The organism is Streptomyces sp. NPDC004134 (assembly GCF_042874195.1).
Lineage (GTDB): Bacteria > Actinomycetota > Actinomycetes > Streptomycetales > Streptomycetaceae > Streptomyces.
Genome location: NZ_JBIAMS010000006.1, coordinates 223453 through 242307 on the forward strand (window position 1 = coordinate 223453; position 18855 = coordinate 242307).

Genomic DNA, 18855 nt, shown 5'->3' on the forward strand with positions numbered 1-18855 from the left:
TGCCGGCAATCTCTGCTGGAGAACGGTGGCTTGGGGCACTCCGGCCCCCGGGGGGAGGAAGATGTGGATCATCGTGCCAGCGGGTGCGGGATATTCCTTCTCCCGGCCTCAGATAGCACCCGAAGGAATGATCTGCGGTCTGATAGACGGATATCGGTTGATCGCAGAACGTCCGGCCGGCGGCCCGGCCGGGGCCCCGCACGGCACGTCCGCGTCCCGTACGGGGGGCGAACCGGCGTGTCAGTGCCCGCTGTTAGCCTCCGGCAATGACCTTAGGGGCCCTTGAAAGAACACTGCGGGAGCGCCCGGACGACCTGGCGTCCTGGCTGGTCTACGGCGACCGGCTGAAGGAGCGCGGCGACCCCCGCGCGGAGTTGATCCGGCTGGCGGAGCGGCGGGCGCGCGTCGCTCCCGGCGGCGGCCGGAAGGCCGTCGAGCGGGAGATCGACGCGCTGGTGGCGGAGCACCGGGAGAGCTGGGACGCGGAGCTGCCGGAGGGGGTCAGCGCCCGGGAGCGGCGGCACGGGTTCGCCACGGCGATCGCCGTGGAGTGGGAAGACGACGCGCCCATGCTGATCGAACAGGCCCTGCGCGCAGCCCCGTTCGCGACTTCGCTGAAGATCGTGCCGCCGGACGCCGACCCGGCGGAGTTCGGCTACTGGGACGACGACACGGACGAGGACGGCGAGCCGCTGCCGTCCGCCGAGGTCGAGGCGGCCACGCTCGCGACGCTCGACCTGGCCCCGTTCACCTCCGTCGACCTGTCCTACCTCCGCGTCGGCGCGCTGGGCGCCAAGGCCCTGGCGGTGTCCTCGTACTTCCGCAGCGAGGCTGCCGGGGGCCAGACCCTCGCGGCGGCGCCCGGCCGGATCGGGGCACTCGACCTGCGGTACTGCCACGTCGGGGACAGCGGCCTTGCCGCGCTGGCGGCCAACCCCTTCTTCACCGGCGTCCGCCGCCTGCACCTCCAGCACAACGCGCTCACCGCGAAGGGGGTGCGTGCCCTGCACGCCTTCGGCGACCTCACCGAACTCGACCTGCGTTACAACGAGATCGGCGAGGAGGGCGCCGAGGCGCTGCTCGCGGCACCGTTCCTCGGATCGCTCACCCGGCTGCTGCTCTACGCCGCGGACGTCGGCGAAGCCGGCGCGCGCCGGCTCGCCGCCGCGTCCCCACTCCCGCCCGTACTGCGCAGTTATTGGAGGAGCGTGTGAGCACCGAACTCCGCGACGGGTTCTTCGCCCTGTCCAGCGCCGCCGGGCAGGCGTCCGCGGAGGAGGTCGACCGGTATCGCGCGCTGGTCGACGCCACCGACGCCGAGCCCACCGCCGTGCTCGACGGGCTGGCGGTCTCCTGGCATCCGACGGCCCGGTTCAAGGCGGTCCGCTTCGTCGACGCCGAGCGCATCGACGCGGGCGTGCGCGACCTGTTCGCGCGGCCCAGCGAGGCGGCGCCGTATCTGGCCGCCGTCTTCGCGGACCCGCGGGAGATGTCGTTCCGTACGTACGAGAACATCCTGCCGCTCGACCGGCTCTTCGCCGACGGCGGGCTGGAGTTCGAGCTGACGGACCGCACGGAGTTCGCCGAGGGGGCGTACTCCTTCTCGATCGGGCTGCCCGCGGCGGCGCGGGCGCGGCTGGAGGGCCTGGACGCACTCGGCCTCTACGTGCCGCCGCTCAACCGCGGCTCCCGCGGCGGCGACCGCTTCATCTTCCACTCGGCTCTGCTCGCCGAGGCCCTGACCAAGGCGGTGGCCGGAGCCATGCCCCGGGCGCGGCTCGACGGCTTCGCGCACGTCAACCCCGTCTTCCGGTGCAACCGCTTCGAGCCGGACGACGCCAACTTCCACCGCCACCGCGACACCCCGTACTACGACCGGTCGCGCGGGCACGTCTCCCGCTACACCGTCCTGCTGTACCTCACCGGCGGCACGGGCAGCCCCGCCCTCGACCTCACCGGCGGCGCCGGCCTCACCGACATCGCCCCCTTCACCTGCGTGATCTTCGATCAGCGGTACGAGCACGAAGGCGCCCCGTACCTCGAAGGGCGCAAGGTCTTCCTGCGCACGGAGCTGGTCTTCAGCGAACCGGACGCCGCGCACGACCCGGAGATCGGCGCCCTGTTCGCCAAGGCGTGCTACCTGACCGGCGAGAGCGTCTTCGCGCCCGAACTCGCCCGGCACGCCGACGACTACTACAACCGGGTCGCCGCGGCGCACTGGAGCGGCGACCTCGGCGCGGGGGCGGCCGGCGAGCCGTTCCTGCACAAGCGGTTCCGCGGGCTGGACTTCGTCGCCAACGGGCACGACTTCTGGTTCCCCGCGTCCGGCGGTCTGTCGCCGGCCGCGTGCGCGGCGATCACGCTGCTGGACTACTTCAACTGCAAGGTCGGCGACCAGGCGTTCCGCGCGGCGTGCGAGACGACGGTGGTCGAGGCCGAGGGCACCGACTGGATACCGGCGTTCCTGGAGGAGAGCGGCGGCGCGTCACCCCTCGCGCCGTTCGACAAGAGCATGCTGTTCCCCGAGCCCGAGGAGCCCGCCACCGACGACATGCCCGACTGCGCGTGCGGCATCTGCGACGGCGGCCTCCTCGGACCGCACTTCGACACCTCGCGCAACGCGGACGTCATCGGGCACTACGTGCAGGCGCAGGACGCCGCCAAGGCGGAGGTGCTGCCCGCGCCGGTGATGATGCTCGGCGAGGACGTGGTGCTCGACCCGGACCGGTTCGTCGTCGAGGGCAACCGCATCCACGTGCTGGGCAGCAAGGCGCCGGAGCCGGTCAACTTCGCGTCCTGCCAGGGCGGTCCGCCGGTGCCCCCGGCGCAGGACTTCGTCACCACCGCGGCCACCGTGGACGTGGCGCACTTCCTGGTGCCGCCGATCCTCTTCACCGAGCACGACGGCCTCTTCCACCTGAAGTTCGACTTCTTCCGCAACTCCTGGACGGTGGACCACGAGCAGTCCACCGTCGCGGTCCCGATGGTCCGCCCGTTCGGCGAGGACGACATCGACGAGAACTGGGAGGAGCACTACTACGACGACGAGGACGAGGACGAGGACGAGGACGACGAGGAGGACGACGAGGAGGAAGAGGAAGGGGAGGAAGAGGCCAAGGAGTAGGCGGGGGCGGCGGCCAGCTCGCCCATCCGGGCCAGGGCGGAGATCCAGAAGCGCTGGCGCGCCTGCGCCTGGCCCACGAGGTAGGTGGCGCGCAGCTTGGGCGGCAGGTGCGGCAGCAGCCGCGCCACCACGTCGAGGTGCCGTTCGAGCTGCGACACCTCCGCGTTGGAGAACACCTGGTGCACCAAGTCGGTATCGTTGGTGCCCTCCGCCGACGTCTCGACGGCCGCCGCCAGCCGGGCCTGCCAGCCCGCGAGGTCGGTGGCCAGCTCCGCCAGCCCGATCTGGGGCCGCTCCGCGAGCCGCGCTTCGAGGCCGGACAGCGGCACCGGCGCGTACTCGCCGTCGCCGAGGTAGATCAGCCCCTGCTCCAGCGGGATGCCGGCGCGGTGCAGCTTGATGAGCCGCTCCAGGGTGCGCTTGGTGACCCAGTCGCGGCCCTCGTCGTCGATGTCGTTCTTCCACCATTCGAGGACGGTCTCGGCGATCTCGCCGTACGTCGAGATCAGCCACTCGTTGGCCGGGATGTCCTCCGGCCGCACCTCGTAGCTGACCGTGAACCGGCTGGCCTGGGCCACGTTGTTGCTGCTGACGAGCATCTTGCGGCCCAGGTGGTACGGCGGGTTCTGCAGCGCCACCTGCGCGCGCAGCCCGGGCAGCGCGCGGCCCGCGAGCGTCCACTCCTGGGTGATCTCCATGAGCTTCGCGTACGTCGCCTTGTCCTTGGGCCGGTTGTACTCGTCCCAGATGAGCACCTTCGGCTCCGGGTCGAGCAGCGACCTGGCGAGCATCGCCTCCAGCGCGCCGTCCGCGGTCGGCACGGGCACGCACAGGTCCTCGACGTTGGTCACCGGCAGCGAGAAGTACACCGGTTCGCGGCCGGTCTCGTCCCGGGCGACCTGTTTGGCGATCTCCGTCTTGCCGCAGCCGGGCGGCCCCTGGAGCAGCACGGCCCAGCGGTGCGCGGCGGCGGCCCTGAGGATGCGGCGGACCGGGTCGGTCACCGTGGCCGGGTTGGCCGCGCCGACCGCCGCCGCGATGGCGTCGAGCACGTCCTCCGTACGGTCCCTGCCCGGCGCGCCGCCGGCGCCCTCGGCGCCGGTCTCGACCAGCGCCAGCCGGCGGCCGTTGTGCAGCGGCAGCCCCCAGGCCAGCGGGAAGCCGGCGCGGGCGCAGTCGAGTACGTGCTGGAGGGTGCGCGGCGAGAGCAGACCGCGCAGGTGCGGGTCGAGGGCGGCCCACTGCCGGAACACCTCGCGCAGGTCCCAGTCGGGGAACCGGGCGGCCAGCGCGTACCGCCACGCGGTGTCGTTGGCGGACAGCCGGAGGGTCACCATCCGGTCCAGGATCGCCAGGTCGGAGCGGCGCACGCTGGTCTCGGCCAGCGATTCGTTGTCGGTGAGGAACACCCCGACGCAGCCCAGCTCGCGCAGGTCGTACTCGCCGAGGGTCCAGTTGCAGGCCATCTGCATGAGCTGGGACTGGACGGTGTTGCCCGCCTGGAGTGAGTCGTCGACGAGGAGGACGAAGGGGGTGCCGGGGGTGAGCTGGCGCATCACGAGCTGGCGCAGGGCGAGTTCGCCGCTGCGCTCGTCGCGTACGGGGGCGTTGATCAGCAGGTCGTCCGGGGCGAGGTTGGCCGCGGGCAGGACCACCAGGCCGGTCCCGGGATAGCGCTTCGGCACGTACGAGACGAAGGTGGAGGTCTTGCCGATGCCGTGCTCGCCGAAGATCTGCCCGGTCTGGCCGGTGGCGATCATCGCGTCGATGAACTTCTCCAGCCTGGCGGTCGGCCCCTCCTGCGGCGGGTCGGGATAGGTGGCGTTCGCCCGCCACTGCCGGCCCGCGGCGGGCGGTTCCGGCGCTGTCGCGGCAGACGGTGTCGCGGCGGGCGGTGTCGCGGCGGCCACTAGGCGTTTCTCCTCTGCTGTCGTTCGGACGCGACCCGGTGGCAGGCCATCGGGCGGTGGTGCCGCTCCGGCCAGTCGTCGCCGCCGTCGGTGATCAGCCAGATCCAGCGGTCGGGGTCGGCGGGGGTGACGTGGGGCGCGTAGCCGTCGGTGACGACGATCACCGCGTCCGGCTCGTGCGGGAAGGGCTTCCCGGCGATCTCCAGCCGGCCTTCCGCGTAGTCGACGACGCATTGGAAGTCCGTGCCGCCGCCGCCCGCCACCCGCTCCCCGGGCACGAACGGCATCACGACGCCGTCGAAGGAGAGCCAGTGGCTCTCCACCCCGTCCGTCTGCCCGACCAGGGTGGTCAGCCACTCGACCACGGCGTCGGGCATCGACCCCGAGGTGTCGAACGCGACCAGCACGACCTTCGTTCGCTCCGGGCCGCGACGGGTGAGCATCGGCTCGTGGCCGAGCGCGAGGACGATCGCGCCGTGCTTCTTCGGGTAGACCAGCCGTTCGCTCTCGGTCAGCTTGGAGGCGAGCACGTCGGTCAGCCACCGCTGCCACCAGTCGACCCGGCGCGTACGGGGCGTGCTGCCGCGCAGCTTGTCGAGACCGAGGCGGCCCCAGAGCCTGCTGAACCGCTCGCCGCCGTCCGCGGTGCGGTCGGCGAGGCCGAGCAGTTCGTCGCGGGCCGACCGGCCGCCGCGCAGCGCGGACTGCATCACCTCGCGCAGCACGTCGTCGCCGACCTGCCCGACCGTCTCCGGGTCCAGCGGGACCTCGGTGCCGGCCGCGCCGCCGGCGAGGTGGACGCAGTAGCCGGACCGCGGGGTGTCGTGCGCCTTCATACGGCGCAGTTCGCCGTAGACCGTCAGGTCGGTGCGGATGAACTCGTCGTACGGCAGCGGGGCCAGCCCCTGCCCCCGCAGGTCGTCCCGGTACGCGCGGTACACCCCGTCCGGGTCGACGCCGACCGGCTCGGGCGGGCCGCCGCCTTCCGGGACCGCCTCCGGTAACGAGGTGCGGCCCAGCCGGCGCAGCGCGACGTGGTTGATCGCCACTTCGGCGGCGAGCGTGAACACCGGGTCGGAGCGCAGTTCCTCGTCCACGTACAGATGCCGGTGCATCAGGTGCCGCGCCTCGTGGAACAGCACGAACTTGACGCCCTCGAAGTCCAGCGAGGCGAAGAAGTACGGGTTGTAGAGGAGCGCGCAGCGGCCGTCGCCGGTGGCGGTGACGGCGGCGGTCGGGATCACGGTGGTGGCGAGGTGGCGGTGGCACTTCGTGTACAGCCACGAGGCCACGACGCTCTGCCCGGTTCCGAAGTCCAGCAGCGCGGCTTCCTTCCGGCGCCGCGCCTCCGCCACGACCTCGGGGCCGGCCGGCTCCTCCGCGGTCGCCGCGGTCGCCGCGGTCGCTGCGACCGGGAGCCGCCGCAGGTCGGGCGCGCCGTGCGTGCCCCGCCCTTCCCGCTGCACCAGTGGTCTCCCCTCGCCGCTCGCGGGCACGCTACAGGGCGCGGGGCGGGCGGCCCGCGGCGGGTTCAGAGCATGCCCGCACAAAGCGCGAAGCCGCGTTCCTCGAAGGCCCAGTAGCTGTCCGAGCCCGGTGGGCAGCTCTGCGGCTCCGCCAGCGGTTCGACGCCGGTGATCCGGTACATGCGGTTGTCGATCTCGGGGATCTCCGTCTTGCTGCAGCGCGTCACGGACAGCAGACTCGCAGCGCTGTCGGAGGGATTGTCGGGCGCGTAGAGGCCGGGGAAGCACTGCCCCGCCCGGAACTGCCGTGCGACGCAGACCGCGACGGCGGCGTCGCTGTAACTGCCGTCCCCGGGGTCGTAGTCGACGGAGAACTCGTCGCGGGCCTCGCTGCGCGGGCACACCGGGTCGGCGAAGGTCTCGCTCCAGCGCAGCGAGGTCACCTTCATGTACGCCTTGGCGGAACCGCAGGGCACGGGGTCCAGCTCCTCCACGCCCGACCACGGGTCCCACATGGCCAGGTTGCGGTCGGCGGGCTGGCTGATGCTGAGGCAGTCGCCCTTCTCCACCCCGGCGATCTCGTCCTTGGGCGGGGTGGGTGCCGGGGTCGGGGTGGGGGGCGGCGTCGGGTCCTGCGCGGCGGGCGTACCGGCGGCGGGGGACGCGGGCGGGGCGGAACCGCGGGCTTCGGGGGCGTCGCCGGGGAGCCGGTCGATGAGGAGGGCGACGATGACACCGAGGCAGAGCAGGACCGTGAACGCGGCGAGTCTGGCCGGTCCGCGGGAGGGCAGCAGCGGTGCGGTGGCGGCCCGTCTGCCGGTACGTACCGGGGCGGGCGCGGTCGTCGCGGCACCGGGCCCGCCGGGGCCCGGGCCGGGCTCGGGGGCATCGGCACGCAGGGGAAGGGTGCCGGTGCCCGTTACGGCGGCGGCAGGGGCGCCGGGCCCGCTCCCCCCGGCCGGTCCGGCCGACTCGGCCCGTTCGCCCGGCCCGGCCGGCTCGATCTGATCTGCCCGTTCGCCCTGCCCGCCCTGCCCGGCCGGCTCCGCCGGGCGGGCGTCCGCCAGGGCCGGGGCCGTCTCCGCCTCCGCCGCCGCGGCGGCGCCCGTGCGCTCGTACGCCGCGATCCTCTCCCGCCACTCCCCCGGCAGCAGCCCCGCGCCGCCGACCGCGCCGGGCGTGTCGGCGACGCGGGCGGTCAGGTCCCGTAGCAGCTCCCGCACCGCGGGCCTGTCGGCCGGCGCCAGCCGGAGGCAGGGGCGGATCAGGTCGTCCAACTGCGGTGGCAGCCCGGCGAGTTCGACGCGTGCCTCGGCCACCCTGACCAGCAGTTGCAGCGGCTCGCTCGCGGGGTACGGCGGGTGCCCGGTGGCGAGGTGGAAGAGCGTGGCGCCCAGCGCGTACACGTCGGAGGCCGCCGTGCTGGGCTCGCCGCGCGCCTGCTCGGGCGAGGTGAAGGCGATGGTGCCGAGCGTGACCTGCGTGCGGGTGAGGTCGGCGGCGTGCGCGATGCCGAAGTCGACGACCTTCGGTCCTGCCGGGGGCAGCAGCACGTTCGACGGCTTGACGTCCCGGTGGACGACGCCCACGGCGTGCAGCGCGAGCAGCGCCTCGGCCACGCCCGCGCCGACCCAGCCGACCGCCGCAGGGCCGGTCAGCAGCCCGCAGTCGCGGACCAGTTCGCCGAGCGAGGGGGCGGCGACGTACTCCGTCGCCATCCACGGCACGGCCGCCTCCGGGTCCGCGTCGATGACCGCGGCGGTGTGGGGGCCGCCGGCCCTGCGGGCGAGCGCGATCTCGCGGGCGAACCGCGCGCGCTCGGCCGCGCCCAGCGGCGCCGTCTCGGAGAGCAGGGTCTTCACCGCGACCGGCCGCCCGGCGGGCGAGCGGGCCAGGAACACCTCGCCCATGCCGCCGCGGCCCAGGAGCCGCAGCACCTCGTACGGGCCGAACCGGTCGCCGGGACCCGCGCCTTCGCCCGCGCTCACGCGATCACCTCCGTGCAGATGGCCCGGGTGCCGCTCTGCACCTTCCAGGCGTCGGTGCACACGCCGTCGTCGGCGGCGGACGCCGGATGGACGGCGGTCACGCGGGCCAGTTGCTCGAAGATCCGCGACGGGCTGCCGCCCGAGCAGTCGGTCTGGGACGCGAGGTTGGCGGCCCAGCGGCGCGAGGTGGAGACGGCGTAGCCCTCGTCGCGGTTGCCGCCGACGTACTCACGGACCGGGAAGCAGTCGCCGACCTGGAAGTTGCGGTCCAGGCAGAGCCCGGTGCCGTAGTCGAGCAGCGACCACTCCACGCTGTCCGGGCCTCCGGTGCAGTCGTCGGACGTGCCCTCGGACTTGCCCGTGACGAGGGTGGCGGCGCGGGGCGAGTCGCAGGGGACCTTGTCGGGGGTGGCCTTCTCCGGCTCGAAGCCGATGACGGCGTAGTGGACCGTCAGGCAGTCGCCCTTGCGCGCGGAGTCGATGAGCTTGGCGCTCGCCACGTCCTCCTTCGTTTCGAGCGCGGCGTACGGGTCCTCGGGCTCCCGGTCCGCCTCGTCCTTCCCGTCCGGGTCCGCCGCGTCGTCTGCGGGCGGGTCGCGGTCCGCGGCGCCGTCGGCTCCGGCACCGCCGTCCGCGGCCGTGGGCGGGAGCTTCCGGCCGTCGTCGTCGGCCAGGGCGACGAGCACGATCGAGGACACGGCGACGGCGACGACCGCGGCGGAGGCGACCAGCCACGTCAGCCGGCGGCGCCGGAGCGGGGGCCGCGCGGGGGCTGGTGCGGCCGGGGCGCCGCCGGGCGCCTCCGCCGTACGGGCCACGTCACCGGCGATCCGGGTCCGGTCCGTACCGCCGGACTCCGGGCCCGCGGACTCCGGGCCCGCGGACTGCGTACCGCCCGCTGCCGCACCCGGTGAGCCGCCGTCCTCGCCCGCTTCCCGCTCGCGGATCGCCGCCAGCCACTCCCCCGGCAGCCAGTCCCCGCCGCCCGCCGCACCCGGCCGCGCCGCCAGCCGGGAGCCGAACTCGGCGACGACCGCCGCCGCGTCCGGCCGCTCGGCGGCCTCCGCCCGCAGGCACGGCAGCACCGCCTCCGCCAGCTCGGGCGGCAGCCCGGTCAGGTCCTGCTCGGCCCTGGCCACGCGAGGCAGCAGCCGGAAGAAGTCCGCGGTGTCGGCGTACGGGGGGCGGCCGGTGACGAGGTAGAACACCGTGGCGCCCAGCGCGTACAGGTCGGCGGCCGGCGTGCTGGGCTCGCCGCGCGCCTGCTCCGGGGCGCTGAAGGCGACGCTGCCCAGGCTGACGGTCGTACGGGTGAGGTCGGCGGGGCGCGAGATGCCGAAGTCGATGAGGCGCGGACCCGCCACGGGCAGCAGCACGTTCGACGGCTTCAGGTCGCGGTGCACGATCCCCTCGGCGTGCAGCGCCGCCAGTGCCTCCGCCGTGCCGGCCGCGACCCACTGCGCGGCGTCGGCGGGCAGCGGGCCGCGGGTACGGACCAGTTCCGCCAGCGAAGGGGCGGGCACGTACTCCGTCGCCATCCACGGCACCGCCGCGTCCGGGTCCGCGTCGACGACGGCCGCCGTGTACGCCCCGCTCACCCGGCGGGCCAGGGCGACCTCGCGGGCGAACCGGCGCCGCGCGTCGTCGGTGACCGGGCCGCCGGAGTCCACCGTCTTGACCGCCACCGGGCGGCCGGCGGCGGAGCGCGCCAGATACACCTGCCCCATGCCTCCGGCGCCCAGCCGTCTGACGATCCGGTACGGCCCGACCTCGGCCGGCGCCGCCTGCGGCACGCCGACCGGTGGTTCCCCCGTCATCCCCGGCACTCCCCCCAAGTCGCCCCGGCGCACGGCCCGTTCGGCGCGCGCCGGGAGCAGGCTACCCGCGCGGGCGCGGGCGGCACCCGGTCCGTACCCCTCTCGGACGCAGGCATCCCGACCGGCGGTTGCGCGCCGCCCGCGCCCCCGCGCGGCGACCGCCCCACGGGCCCCGGGAGAGGCGGACCGCACCGGCGGCCACACGGCGAGGGCCGCCCCGCTCCCGGCGGGGCGGCCCTCCGGCCGTCAGTCGCAGAACTCGGCCTCCAGCACCGCGTTCTCCCCCTCCTGGGCACCCCAGTCGCCGTTCCGGTTCATGGTGAGCACGTGGCGCCCGTCGCGGGTCGCCGCCGCCCGGGACAGGGAGCCGGGCACCTGCCCGCCGTGGCCCCAGACCGTGACCCCGCAGGAGAGCCGGTCGGACCGGATGCCGAGGCCGTACGCGGCGGTGGTGGCGCCGCTCGCACCCGGCTCCTCCGACTCGATGGGCACGGTGGTGAGCATCTCGCCCAACTGCTCGCGGGGCAGCAGTTCACCGCTCAGCAGGGCCGCGTAGAAGCGGTTCAGATCGCCGGTGGCGGAGATGATCTGACCGGCGCTCCCGGCGACGGTGGGGTTGAACTCGGTGACGTCGTGGACCGGGGCGTTCGGGTCCTCCTCGTAGAGCTTGGAGTAGTGCCGGCCGTGGGGGCGCGGCACCGCGGCGGAGGAGCCGGGCACGGAGGTGGCCCGCAGCTCCAGCGGCTCCACGATCCACCGGTCGACCTGGGAGGCGTAGTCGTCGCCCGTCGCGCTCTCGATGACCATGCCGGCGAGGATGTAGTTGGTGTCGGAGTACTCCCAGCCGGTGCCCGGGGCGAAGAGCGGCGGGTGGGACAGGCCGATCTCGACCAGCTCTTCCGGGGTGGCACCGTCGTAGCGGTGTTCCAGGAAGGACTCGCCGGTGAACTTGGCGAGGAAGCCCTCGTCGCGGTTGTAGTTGAAGATCCCGCTGGTGTGGTTGAGCAGTTGGCGCACGGTGATCTTGCGGCCGTCGTTGCCGTTGCCGCGTACGACGCCGGGGAGCCAGCGCTCGACCGTGTCGTCCAGCGAGAGCACCCCCCGGGCGTCGAGTTGCAGCAGCACCGTGGCGGTGAACGTCTTGGTCAGGCTGCCCACCCGGAACCGGTCGCGGTCCCGCCGCGGCTCGCCCGTCGCCAGGTCCGCCACCCCGGCGCTCCCGTACCACCGCTGCCGCCCGTCGCGCACCGCGGCGAGCGCGCCCGGGGTGCCCTCCGCGACGATCGCGTCCAGCGCCGCCTGCGTGCCGTCGTGCGCGGCGGGTAACCCGGCGTCCCGCTGCCCGGCGTCCAGCGCGGCGGCGGGTGCGATACCGCCCGCGACCAGCGCCCCCACCGCGGCGAGCAGCGCCCAGCGACGCCCCGTCGCGCGTGTGCCCTCGGTCATGTCGATCCCCCTCAGTCACGTACGGCCCGCGGCGGTCGCCGCGCGCCGTTGACCGCAGTCAACAGGCGCCGCGAGCCGAAGGCGTCAGGGATCACCCCCACCCCGTCCCGGACGGCACCCTCAGCCACCCCGGACTTGCATACCCCCCAGGGGTAATGTTATATCTTCCTCGTATACCCCCAGGGGGTATCCACTCAGAGGAGGCGTACTGCCATGTCATCCGCCAACCCCCGCCGCTGGTGGGCACTGCTCGTGCTCGCCACCGCGCAGTTCATGGTCATCATGGACACCTCGATCATCGGCGTCGCGCTCCCCGAGATGCAGCGCGACCTGGGCTTCTCGCCCGGCGATCTGCAGTGGGTCTTCAACGCCTACGTCGTCGCCTTCGGCGGCCTGCTGCTCCTCGGCGGCCGACTCTCCGACCTCCTCGGCGCCCGGCGCGTGTTCGTCACCGGCTGGGGCGTGCTCATCGCCGGCTCCGTGGTGGCCGCGGCGGCGCAGAGCGCCGCGGTCGAGATCGCCGGGCGCGCCGTACAGGGCGTCGGCGGGGCGCTCATCGCGCCGTCCGCGATGACCCTGCTGATGATCCTCTTCAGCCACGACCCGCGTGAACTGGGCAAGGCGCTCGCCCTCTACGGTGCCGCCGCCCCGGCCGGCGGCACCGCCGGGGTATTCCTCGGCGGCGTGTTCACCGAGTGGCTGAGCTGGCCGTGGATCTTCATCATCTACGTGCCCATCGGCGTCGCCACCCTGCTCGCCACCGGCCTGCTGCCGTCCGTCCAGCCCCGCCGCGGCGGCGTGGACGTGCTCGGCGCCGGCGCCGTCACCGCCGGGCTCGCGCTCGCGGTCTTCGCCGTCGTCCGGGCCCCCGAGGTGGGCTGGGGCGCCGCCGGCACCCTTGTCCAACTGGCCGGCGCCGCGGCCCTGCTGGCGCTCTTCCTGGTGATCCAGCGCACCGCCCGCTCGCCGCTCATGCCGCTGGGCGTGTGGCGTACGCCGCGGCTGGCGTCCGCGAACCTGGCCATGGTGCTGCTCGGCGCCGCCTGGATCCCGATGTGGTACTTCCTCAACCTCTACCTCCAGCAGGTCCTCGGCTACGGGGCCTTCGCCTCCGGCGCCGCGCTGCTGCCCATGACCGGGCTGCTGATGGTCGTCATGACCCTGCTCTCCGCCCGGCTGCTCGGCCGGTTCGGGCCCAAGCCGCTGCTGGCCGGCGGGCTGCTGACGCTGGCGGCCGGACTGCTGTGGCTGTCGGCGGTCGAGCCCACCGGGTCGTTCGCGGCCGACGTCCTGCCGGCCTCGCTGGTCGCCGCGCTGGGCATGTCGCTGGCGTACATCCCGGGGCTGATGGCCGCGATGTCCGGCGTCCCGCAGGAGCAGGCCGGGCTGGCGTCCGGCATCGTCAACACCACGTACCAGGTGGGCTCCGCCCTCGGCCTCGCGGCGCTGACCGCGCTGGCCACCTCGCAAGGCGCCGACCGCCTCGGCGACCTGCCGGCGCTCACCGACGGGTTCAGCGCCGCGTTCACCGGCGCCGCCGCGGTGGCGGCGGCGGGTGCGCTGCTGACCGTGCTGTTCATGGGCCGCCGCGGCAGCCGCCCGGCGGCCGGTGGCGCCGGGGCCGGTGCGGACGCGGGTGCGGGTGCGGGTGCCGAGGAGGTACGCCTCTGACGGCGGCCGCCGCGCCGCACCACCGGGGTACGGGCCACGGTTCACCGCCGCACGGCGGGGCCGTGGCCCGTACCCCGCACGTGTGCTCGGGAGGAGTCCCGGGACCCGCGCAGTACAACTGAGCAGGCGGCGGCGGCCGGACGGACACGGACCGTACCGGCCGGCTCCCCTCCACCCGCAGCGGCGGGGGGACGGGCCGCGCCAGCCGCGCGCACGACCGGGCACCCGGCCCGGCCGCGCCCGACCGCGAGGAGGACCCGTGCCCACCGACTCACGAGTGTTCGCCGAAGGCAGCCGCGCCCTGCGCTACACGCTCGCCGGGATCGTGCTGCTCGCCCTCGTCTACGTCGCCGGCGTCTTCGCCTGGGGCGGGGCGGCCTGGTCCACCGCGCCCTTCCGCGGCGCGGCGGAGGCGCGCGAGCGCACCGTGGGCTCGGGCGAGTTCCGCATCTCCACGTACGAGGAGTTCTTCGACCTGTGCGCGGCGGTGCAGACGAAGGAGGACGAGATCGGCGCGCTCCGGGACGAGCTGGACACCAAGCCGTCCGAGTACCGCACCGATCAGATCACCACCTCCCTCACCGCGCTGCGCGCCGCCCGGTCCGAGCTGGTCAACGACTACAACGCCAAGTCCCGGCAGGAGCACCGCGCGGCGTTCAAGGACGCCGGGCTGCCCGCCGAGCTGAGCACCGACGCGAAGGAGACCTCGTGCGCCGCCTGACCCGTGTCCTCACCGCCCTCGCCGCGACCGCAGCCCTCGCGTTCACCGCCGCGGCCTGCACGGACGACTCCTCGCAGGCCCAGGAGTCGCGGACCAAGCAGTCCGGCTACGACCGGCTGGTCCAGCGCCAGCCGGCGGACGCGATGCGGTACTCGCCGACGCGGGAGACCATCAACAAGTGGGTCGACAACTGGGAGAAGCCCGGCAAGCTGTCGTACGTCTACCTGCAGAACGCCAACGGCGAGTACGGCTACTTCGTCCTCGAAGGGCTGCCGGTCTCGTACTGCGCCATGCTCACCCCGCCGGAGGACGTCGACTCGTCCAACAGCGGCATGGTGACGAAGACGGCGCCCGGCATGGACGGCGTCTACTACTCGGGCGGCCAGTGCAGCGCGTACTACGGCTTCGACGCCACCACCGGCGCGTACATGGAGTTCACCATCGGCAGCAACCAGAGCTTCTTCCTCTACGACAAGCCGATGACGCTGCCGGAGTTCCGCGACGCGACGCCGCTCGGCGAGACCCGCATCGAGGGCGGAAAGGTCGCGCGCTAGGGCCGGCCGGCACTCGACGGGGCGTGCCCGCCGGGGCAGCATGTGCGGTGCGGCCGGCGGCCGGAACCCGGACGGCGGGGAGGGAACGGCGCATGAGCCAGGACGGGTTGCCGCGGACGTACCGGATCAGCGCGGCCCAGGCCGGGGCGATGATCACGGCGGTGGCCCTCGCGTCGGTGGCCGGCGTGATTCCCTTGCTGCTCGTCGAGGACGTCCCCCGGCAGGTCCGCGTGGCCGCCGGCGGGGCCGTCCTGCTGCTCGTGGTCTTCCTCGTGCGGGGCGCCCTGCGCTGCGCGACCACCGCCGACGAGGAGGGGATCAAGGTCCGCGGGGTCGTCCGGCAGCGCGCCCTGGCCTGGGCGCAGATCCAGGACCTGCGGATCGAGCCCAACCCCGGCGCCGGCACCCAGAGTCACGCGCCGGAGATACTCACCTGCGCGTACGGGCCGGACGGCAGCCGGCTGCAACTGCCGTACCTCGACGACCGCCACGTCGACGTCGACCGCGAGTTCCACGCGCTGTGCGCGGACTGGGAGCGGCTGCGCGGCGAGGACTGGACGCCGGACCCGGCCGCCGCCGACCGGATCGACCGGCTGGCCGCCCGGCGCTCGGCGATGGTGGTGGCCTTCGCCTGGACGTTCGTGTCGTTCTTCCCGCTGGTCGTGCTGATGCTCCTGCCGCTCTTCGTGAGCCTGCCGGACCTCCTGGAGACGGTCCTCGCGCCGTACACCGTCATGGGCGCCGGGCTGCCGCTGGTGTTCGCGGTGACCGCGGCGCTGTCGTACCGCCGGCAGCTCCGCGCGCTCAACGAGGCGCGCTGACCCGGCCGTTCGCGCCCCTCCCCGCCCCGGTGCGCCACCCTGACGAGTGAACCCCGGACTCCCCACCTCACGCAGGGTCTACGGTACAACCACGTAGAGCTACATATGCTAATCATCCGGTGAGGAGTCCCATGACATCGCCCTGCGACCCCAGGTACGCGTCCGCCGGCGATGTGGGCGCCGCCCTCATGCTCATCGACTCCCAGCTCAAGGGCATCCGCGACGGCAGGACCGGGACGGACGCCGAGCAGCGGGCGCTCGTCGGCCAGCTCACCGGCGCCATGGGCCCGCAGGGCGTCGACGACGTGCTGGACGGCACGTGCACGCTCATCTTCATGTTCATGAAGTGGCTGCGGATGGCCCACGAGGCGCAGCACAAGGACGTCGTGGAGTACGTGGTGCCCAACCTCGTGGCGTCGCTGCGCATGATGCCCGCGAGCATCCGCGCCGAGACGATCCCGACCATGGCGGGGCTGCTCGTCGCCGCGGGCACGGGGCTCAGCCCCAGCCTGTGGCGGCGGCAGTTCGGCGACTGGTCGCGGGACGAGATGAACCCCCTGGAGGCGACCGCCCTGCTGCTCGCCGAGTACATCAACCGCCTCACCGACGACCCCGACTTCGCCACCCGCATGATCAGCGAGACCTTCGCGGACACCGACGACCGCTGACCGCCTGCCGCCTCAGCCCAACTCGCCGCGGCGGCGGGTCAGATAGGCGGTCTCGGCGGTGTTGCCCGCCAGCTCGATCGCCCGGTCGTACGCCGCCCGCGCCGCGCCGCCGCGGCCCAGCAGGTCGGCGCGGGTGGCGTGGAAGGCGTGGTAGCCGGCGAGGCCGTCCGCGAGCCCGTCGACGGCGGCCAGCGCCACGTCGGGTCCGTCGATCTCGGCGACCGCGACGGCCCGGTTGAGTGCGACGACCGGCGAGGGATCGATCCGTACGAGCTGGTCGTACAGGGCGACGACCTGCGACCAGTCGGTGTCGGATCTCCGGCCGGAACGAGCTCGGTCCCGTTCCTCCGCTCAGTGCCGCGCCGCTGACCGTCCGGCCGCACCGGCGTGGTGTCGTGGCGGGCGGGACGGCCACCAGGTCTTCTCGCCGAGGAGGGTGACCGCGGCCGGGATCAGCAGGGAGCGTACGAGGAAGGTGTCGATCAGGACGCCGATCGCCACCGCGATGCCGACCTCCGCGACCGTCACGTCCGGGATCTGGCCCAGGGCGGCGAACGTGCCGGCCAGCACCAGGCCCGCGGCGGTGATGACGCCGCCGGTGGCCGTGAGGCCGCGGTGGACGGCCTCGCGGGTGGGGGCGTGGCGGCGTTCCTCGCGGACGCGCTCCATCAGGAAGATCGTGTAGTCGACGCCCAGCGCGACGAGGAACACGAAGATGTAGACGAAGAGGTCCGCGGCCACGCCGCCGAAGCCCATCACGTGGTCGAAGACCAGCGTCGCCAGCCCCAGTGAGGCGGCGAACGACAGGACGTTCGCGGCCATCAGCACCAGCGGGGCGACCAGGGAGCGCAGCAGCAGGGTGAGGATGGCGGCGACGGCGAGCAGCACGAGCGGGACGATGCGCCGGGTGTCGTCGAGCGCCGCACTGCGGTAGTCGAGCTGGACGGCGGGGGTGCCGCCGACGAGGGCGCCGTCGGTGACGCGGGCGAGGTCGAGGCGGAGTTGGCGGATGGTGTCGCGGGCGGCGTCGCCGTACGGGTCGGCGTCCAGCTCCACGCGCACGGTGGGCCGTCCGGCGACCGGGTCGCCGGGTTCCGCGGCGGCGACCCCGGGCAGGGCCGCGGCGGTGCGTTCGGCGGCGCGGAGGGTGCGCGGCGCGGCGTCGGCGGGCAGGACGACGGTCAGGGGTGCGGAGACCCCGTCGGGGAAGTGGCCGGTGAGCACCCGCTGCCCGGCGGCGGACTCGGCGGACGGCGGCACCTTGTCCAGCGGGTCGGCGGAGGTGTGCAGCCCGGTCAGCCCGACCGCGCCTGCGGCCAGGGCCAGGGTGGTCAGGACCGCGTAGCGCAGCGGCCGCCGGACGACGCGGCTGCCGAGCGCGCTCCACATGCGGTGGCTGTCCGCGCCGCGCGGCTTCCCGGGGTACGGGCTGCGCGGCCACAGCAGCCAGCGGCCCGCGCACACCAGCAGCGCCGGCAGCAGCGTGAGCATGGCGAGCAGCGCGACCGCGATGCCGGACGCGGCCACCGGGCCGAGGCCGCGCAGCCCGGCGAGGTCGGCGACCAGCAGGCACAGCAGTCCCGCGACGACGGTGCCCGCGCTGGCGACGATCGCGGGGGTGGTGCGGCGCAGCGCCTCGGCCATGGCCTCGTGCCGGTCGGGGTGGCGGGCGAGTTCCTCGCGGTAGCGGGCCAGGAGCAGCAGCGCGTAGTCGGTGGCGGCGCCGAAGACCAGGACGATGAGGATGGCGGACGACAGGTCCGTGACCGACAGCCCGGCCCTGGCGAGCCCGTACGCCGCGCCGCGCGCGGTCAGCACGGCGGCCAGCGCGGCGAGCAGCGGTACGAGCCACAGCACCGGGCTGCGGTACGTGAGCAGCAGCAGGACCGCCACGATCACCATGGAGGTGAGCATGAGCGCCGCGTCCACGTCGCCGCCGCTGTTGTCGACGCCGAGGGCGGCCTCGCCGGCGACCTGGACGCGCAGGCCGGAGTCCCCGATGCCGTCGAGCGCGGTCCGCAGCGCGGCCACGCCGTTCTCCAGCCGCTCGTCGTCGGCGTGTTCGGGCTGGATGCGTACGGGGACGAGGGCGGCCCGGCCGTCGTCGGAGAGCACCGGTGCGCCGGGCTGTCCGACGCCCGGGGCGTCGACGGCGGCCAGCGCCGTGCGGCCGGCGGTGACGGCCGCGCGGTCGGCGTCGGTGAGCGGTCCCCGCTCCCGGCTGAAGACGACGAGGGCGGTCTCGGCCCGCGGGTGGTCCGCGTCGGGTTCCGTCAACTCGGCGACGACGCTGGACTCGTAGCCGCTGGGCAGGTACGCGGCGGCGTCGTCGCGCTGGACGTCGCCGAGCCCGGCGGCCAGGACGGTGCCGGCGGCGGCCAGCCCCAGCCACACCAGCACCACGAGCCACTTCGTCCGCCGCAGCGTCCGGCCCAGGCGGGTGGGACCGGGGTGCGGCCCGGGAGGCGGCCCGGGAGGCGGCCCGGGGGTCGGTCCGGGGTGCGTACCCGGGGGCGGGGCGGGGTCGTTGGGGATCTTCGCGTTCGCTGCCATGAGGCCATTGAGCGCGAGGCGGGCCCGCGCGGGCATCGCCGCCGCGAGCCCATCGCCCCGCGCCCTTCTCACTCTCAGGGACCAGTCGCCGCCGCCGCGGATCGCTCCCGCGGACG

13 protein-coding genes and 1 pseudogene are annotated in these 18855 nt (G+C 74.3%); 7 read left to right on the forward strand and 7 right to left on the reverse strand.

The genetic code is table 11. The features are described from left to right. Positions 1–266 precede the first annotated feature (266 nt). Positions 267–1214, forward strand: a complete 948-nt coding sequence (locus ACFYVJ_RS11230; RefSeq protein ID WP_388889076.1) for a TIGR02996 domain-containing protein — start codon at positions 267–269, stop codon at positions 1212–1214. Continuing rightward, entirely contained in the window at positions 1211–3124 is a 1914-nt protein-coding gene (locus ACFYVJ_RS11235; protein ID WP_388889079.1) for a hypothetical protein, read from the forward strand. Before ACFYVJ_RS11230 ends, ACFYVJ_RS11235 begins: the two co-directional genes overlap by 4 nt. On the opposite strand, the gene ACFYVJ_RS11240 is transcribed toward ACFYVJ_RS11235, so the two are convergent. From ACFYVJ_RS11240 to ACFYVJ_RS11260, 5 genes are all read right to left on the reverse strand, one after another. Then, positions 3037–5034 (reverse strand): ATP-binding protein, encoded by a 1998-nt coding sequence (locus ACFYVJ_RS11240; protein ID WP_388889082.1) that lies wholly within the window; start codon positions 5032–5034, stop codon positions 3037–3039. The genes ACFYVJ_RS11235 and ACFYVJ_RS11240 overlap by 88 nt on opposite strands. After that, positions 5034–6500 (reverse strand): hypothetical protein, encoded by a 1467-nt coding sequence (locus ACFYVJ_RS11245; protein WP_388889084.1) that lies wholly within the window; start codon positions 6498–6500, stop codon positions 5034–5036. Before ACFYVJ_RS11245 ends, ACFYVJ_RS11240 begins: the two co-directional genes overlap by 1 nt. Before the next feature lie 65 nt (positions 6501–6565). After that, positions 6566–8488 (reverse strand): serine/threonine-protein kinase, encoded by a 1923-nt coding sequence (locus ACFYVJ_RS11250; RefSeq protein ID WP_388889087.1) that lies wholly within the window; start codon positions 8486–8488, stop codon positions 6566–6568. Further along, positions 8485–10305, reverse strand: a complete 1821-nt coding sequence (locus tag ACFYVJ_RS11255; RefSeq protein WP_388889090.1) for a serine/threonine-protein kinase — start codon at positions 10303–10305, stop codon at positions 8485–8487. Before ACFYVJ_RS11255 ends, ACFYVJ_RS11250 begins: the two co-directional genes overlap by 4 nt. A gap of 246 nt (positions 10306–10551) precedes the next feature. After that, the gene (locus ACFYVJ_RS11260) at positions 10552–11751 is read right to left on the reverse strand and encodes a serine hydrolase domain-containing protein (protein WP_388889093.1); all 1200 of its coding nucleotides are present in this window, start codon (positions 11749–11751) and stop codon (positions 10552–10554) included. Positions 11752–11964: 213 nt separating this feature from the next. Here ACFYVJ_RS11260 and ACFYVJ_RS11265 point away from each other — a divergent pair, with 213 nt between their 5' ends. The 5 genes from ACFYVJ_RS11265 to ACFYVJ_RS11285 all read left to right on the forward strand — a co-directional run bounded on the left by ACFYVJ_RS11265 (position 11965) and on the right by ACFYVJ_RS11285 (position 16186). After that, complete coding sequence (locus tag ACFYVJ_RS11265; protein WP_388889096.1) at positions 11965–13422, forward strand: MFS transporter; 1458 nt, start codon at positions 11965–11967, stop codon at positions 13420–13422. 259 nt (positions 13423–13681) lie between these two features. Next, on the forward strand, positions 13682–14143 hold the full coding sequence (locus ACFYVJ_RS11270) for a hypothetical protein (RefSeq protein ID WP_388889099.1): 462 nt from the start codon (positions 13682–13684) through the stop codon (positions 14141–14143). Beyond that, complete coding sequence (locus ACFYVJ_RS11275; RefSeq protein ID WP_388889101.1) at positions 14131–14697, forward strand: hypothetical protein; 567 nt, start codon at positions 14131–14133, stop codon at positions 14695–14697. Before ACFYVJ_RS11270 ends, ACFYVJ_RS11275 begins: the two co-directional genes overlap by 13 nt. Positions 14698–14789: 92 nt before the next feature. Then, entirely contained in the window at positions 14790–15518 is a 729-nt protein-coding gene (locus tag ACFYVJ_RS11280) for a PH domain-containing protein (RefSeq protein WP_388889104.1), read from the forward strand. 131 nt (positions 15519–15649) lie between these two features. Beyond that, complete coding sequence (locus ACFYVJ_RS11285) at positions 15650–16186, forward strand: hypothetical protein (RefSeq protein ID WP_388889107.1); 537 nt, start codon at positions 15650–15652, stop codon at positions 16184–16186. A 12-nt stretch (positions 16187–16198) separates the two neighbouring features. Here the strand turns inward: ACFYVJ_RS11285 and ACFYVJ_RS11290 are convergent. Both ACFYVJ_RS11290 and ACFYVJ_RS11295 read right to left on the reverse strand, forming a co-directional pair. Next, a pseudogene (locus tag ACFYVJ_RS11290) lies at positions 16199–16498 on the reverse strand (RNA polymerase sigma factor); the annotation flags it as partial. A 39-nt stretch (positions 16499–16537) separates the two neighbouring features. Beyond that, on the reverse strand, positions 16538–18739 hold the full coding sequence (locus tag ACFYVJ_RS11295; RefSeq protein ID WP_388889110.1) for an MMPL family transporter: 2202 nt from the start codon (positions 18737–18739) through the stop codon (positions 16538–16540). Positions 18740–18855 lie beyond the last annotated feature (116 nt).

Bases quoted from the DNA above. Each gene is read 5' to 3' on its own strand.
- ACFYVJ_RS11255 (WP_388889090.1), bottom strand. From the start codon at position 10,305: ATGACGGGGGAACCACCGGTCGGCGTGCCGCAGGCGGCGCCGGCCGAG.
- ACFYVJ_RS11280 (WP_388889104.1), top strand. From the start codon at position 14,790: ATGAGCCAGGACGGGTTGCCGCGGACGTACCGGATCAGCGCGGCCCAG.
- ACFYVJ_RS11265 (WP_388889096.1), top strand. From the start codon at position 11,965: ATGTCATCCGCCAACCCCCGCCGCTGGTGGGCACTGCTCGTGCTCGCC.
- ACFYVJ_RS11260 (WP_388889093.1), bottom strand. From the start codon at position 11,751: ATGACCGAGGGCACACGCGCGACGGGGCGTCGCTGGGCGCTGCTCGCC.
- ACFYVJ_RS11285 (WP_388889107.1), top strand. From the start codon at position 15,650: ATGACATCGCCCTGCGACCCCAGGTACGCGTCCGCCGGCGATGTGGGC.
- ACFYVJ_RS11295 (WP_388889110.1), bottom strand. From the start codon at position 18,739: ATGGCAGCGAACGCGAAGATCCCCAACGACCCCGCCCCGCCCCCGGGT.
- ACFYVJ_RS11230 (WP_388889076.1), top strand. From the start codon at position 267: ATGACCTTAGGGGCCCTTGAAAGAACACTGCGGGAGCGCCCGGACGAC.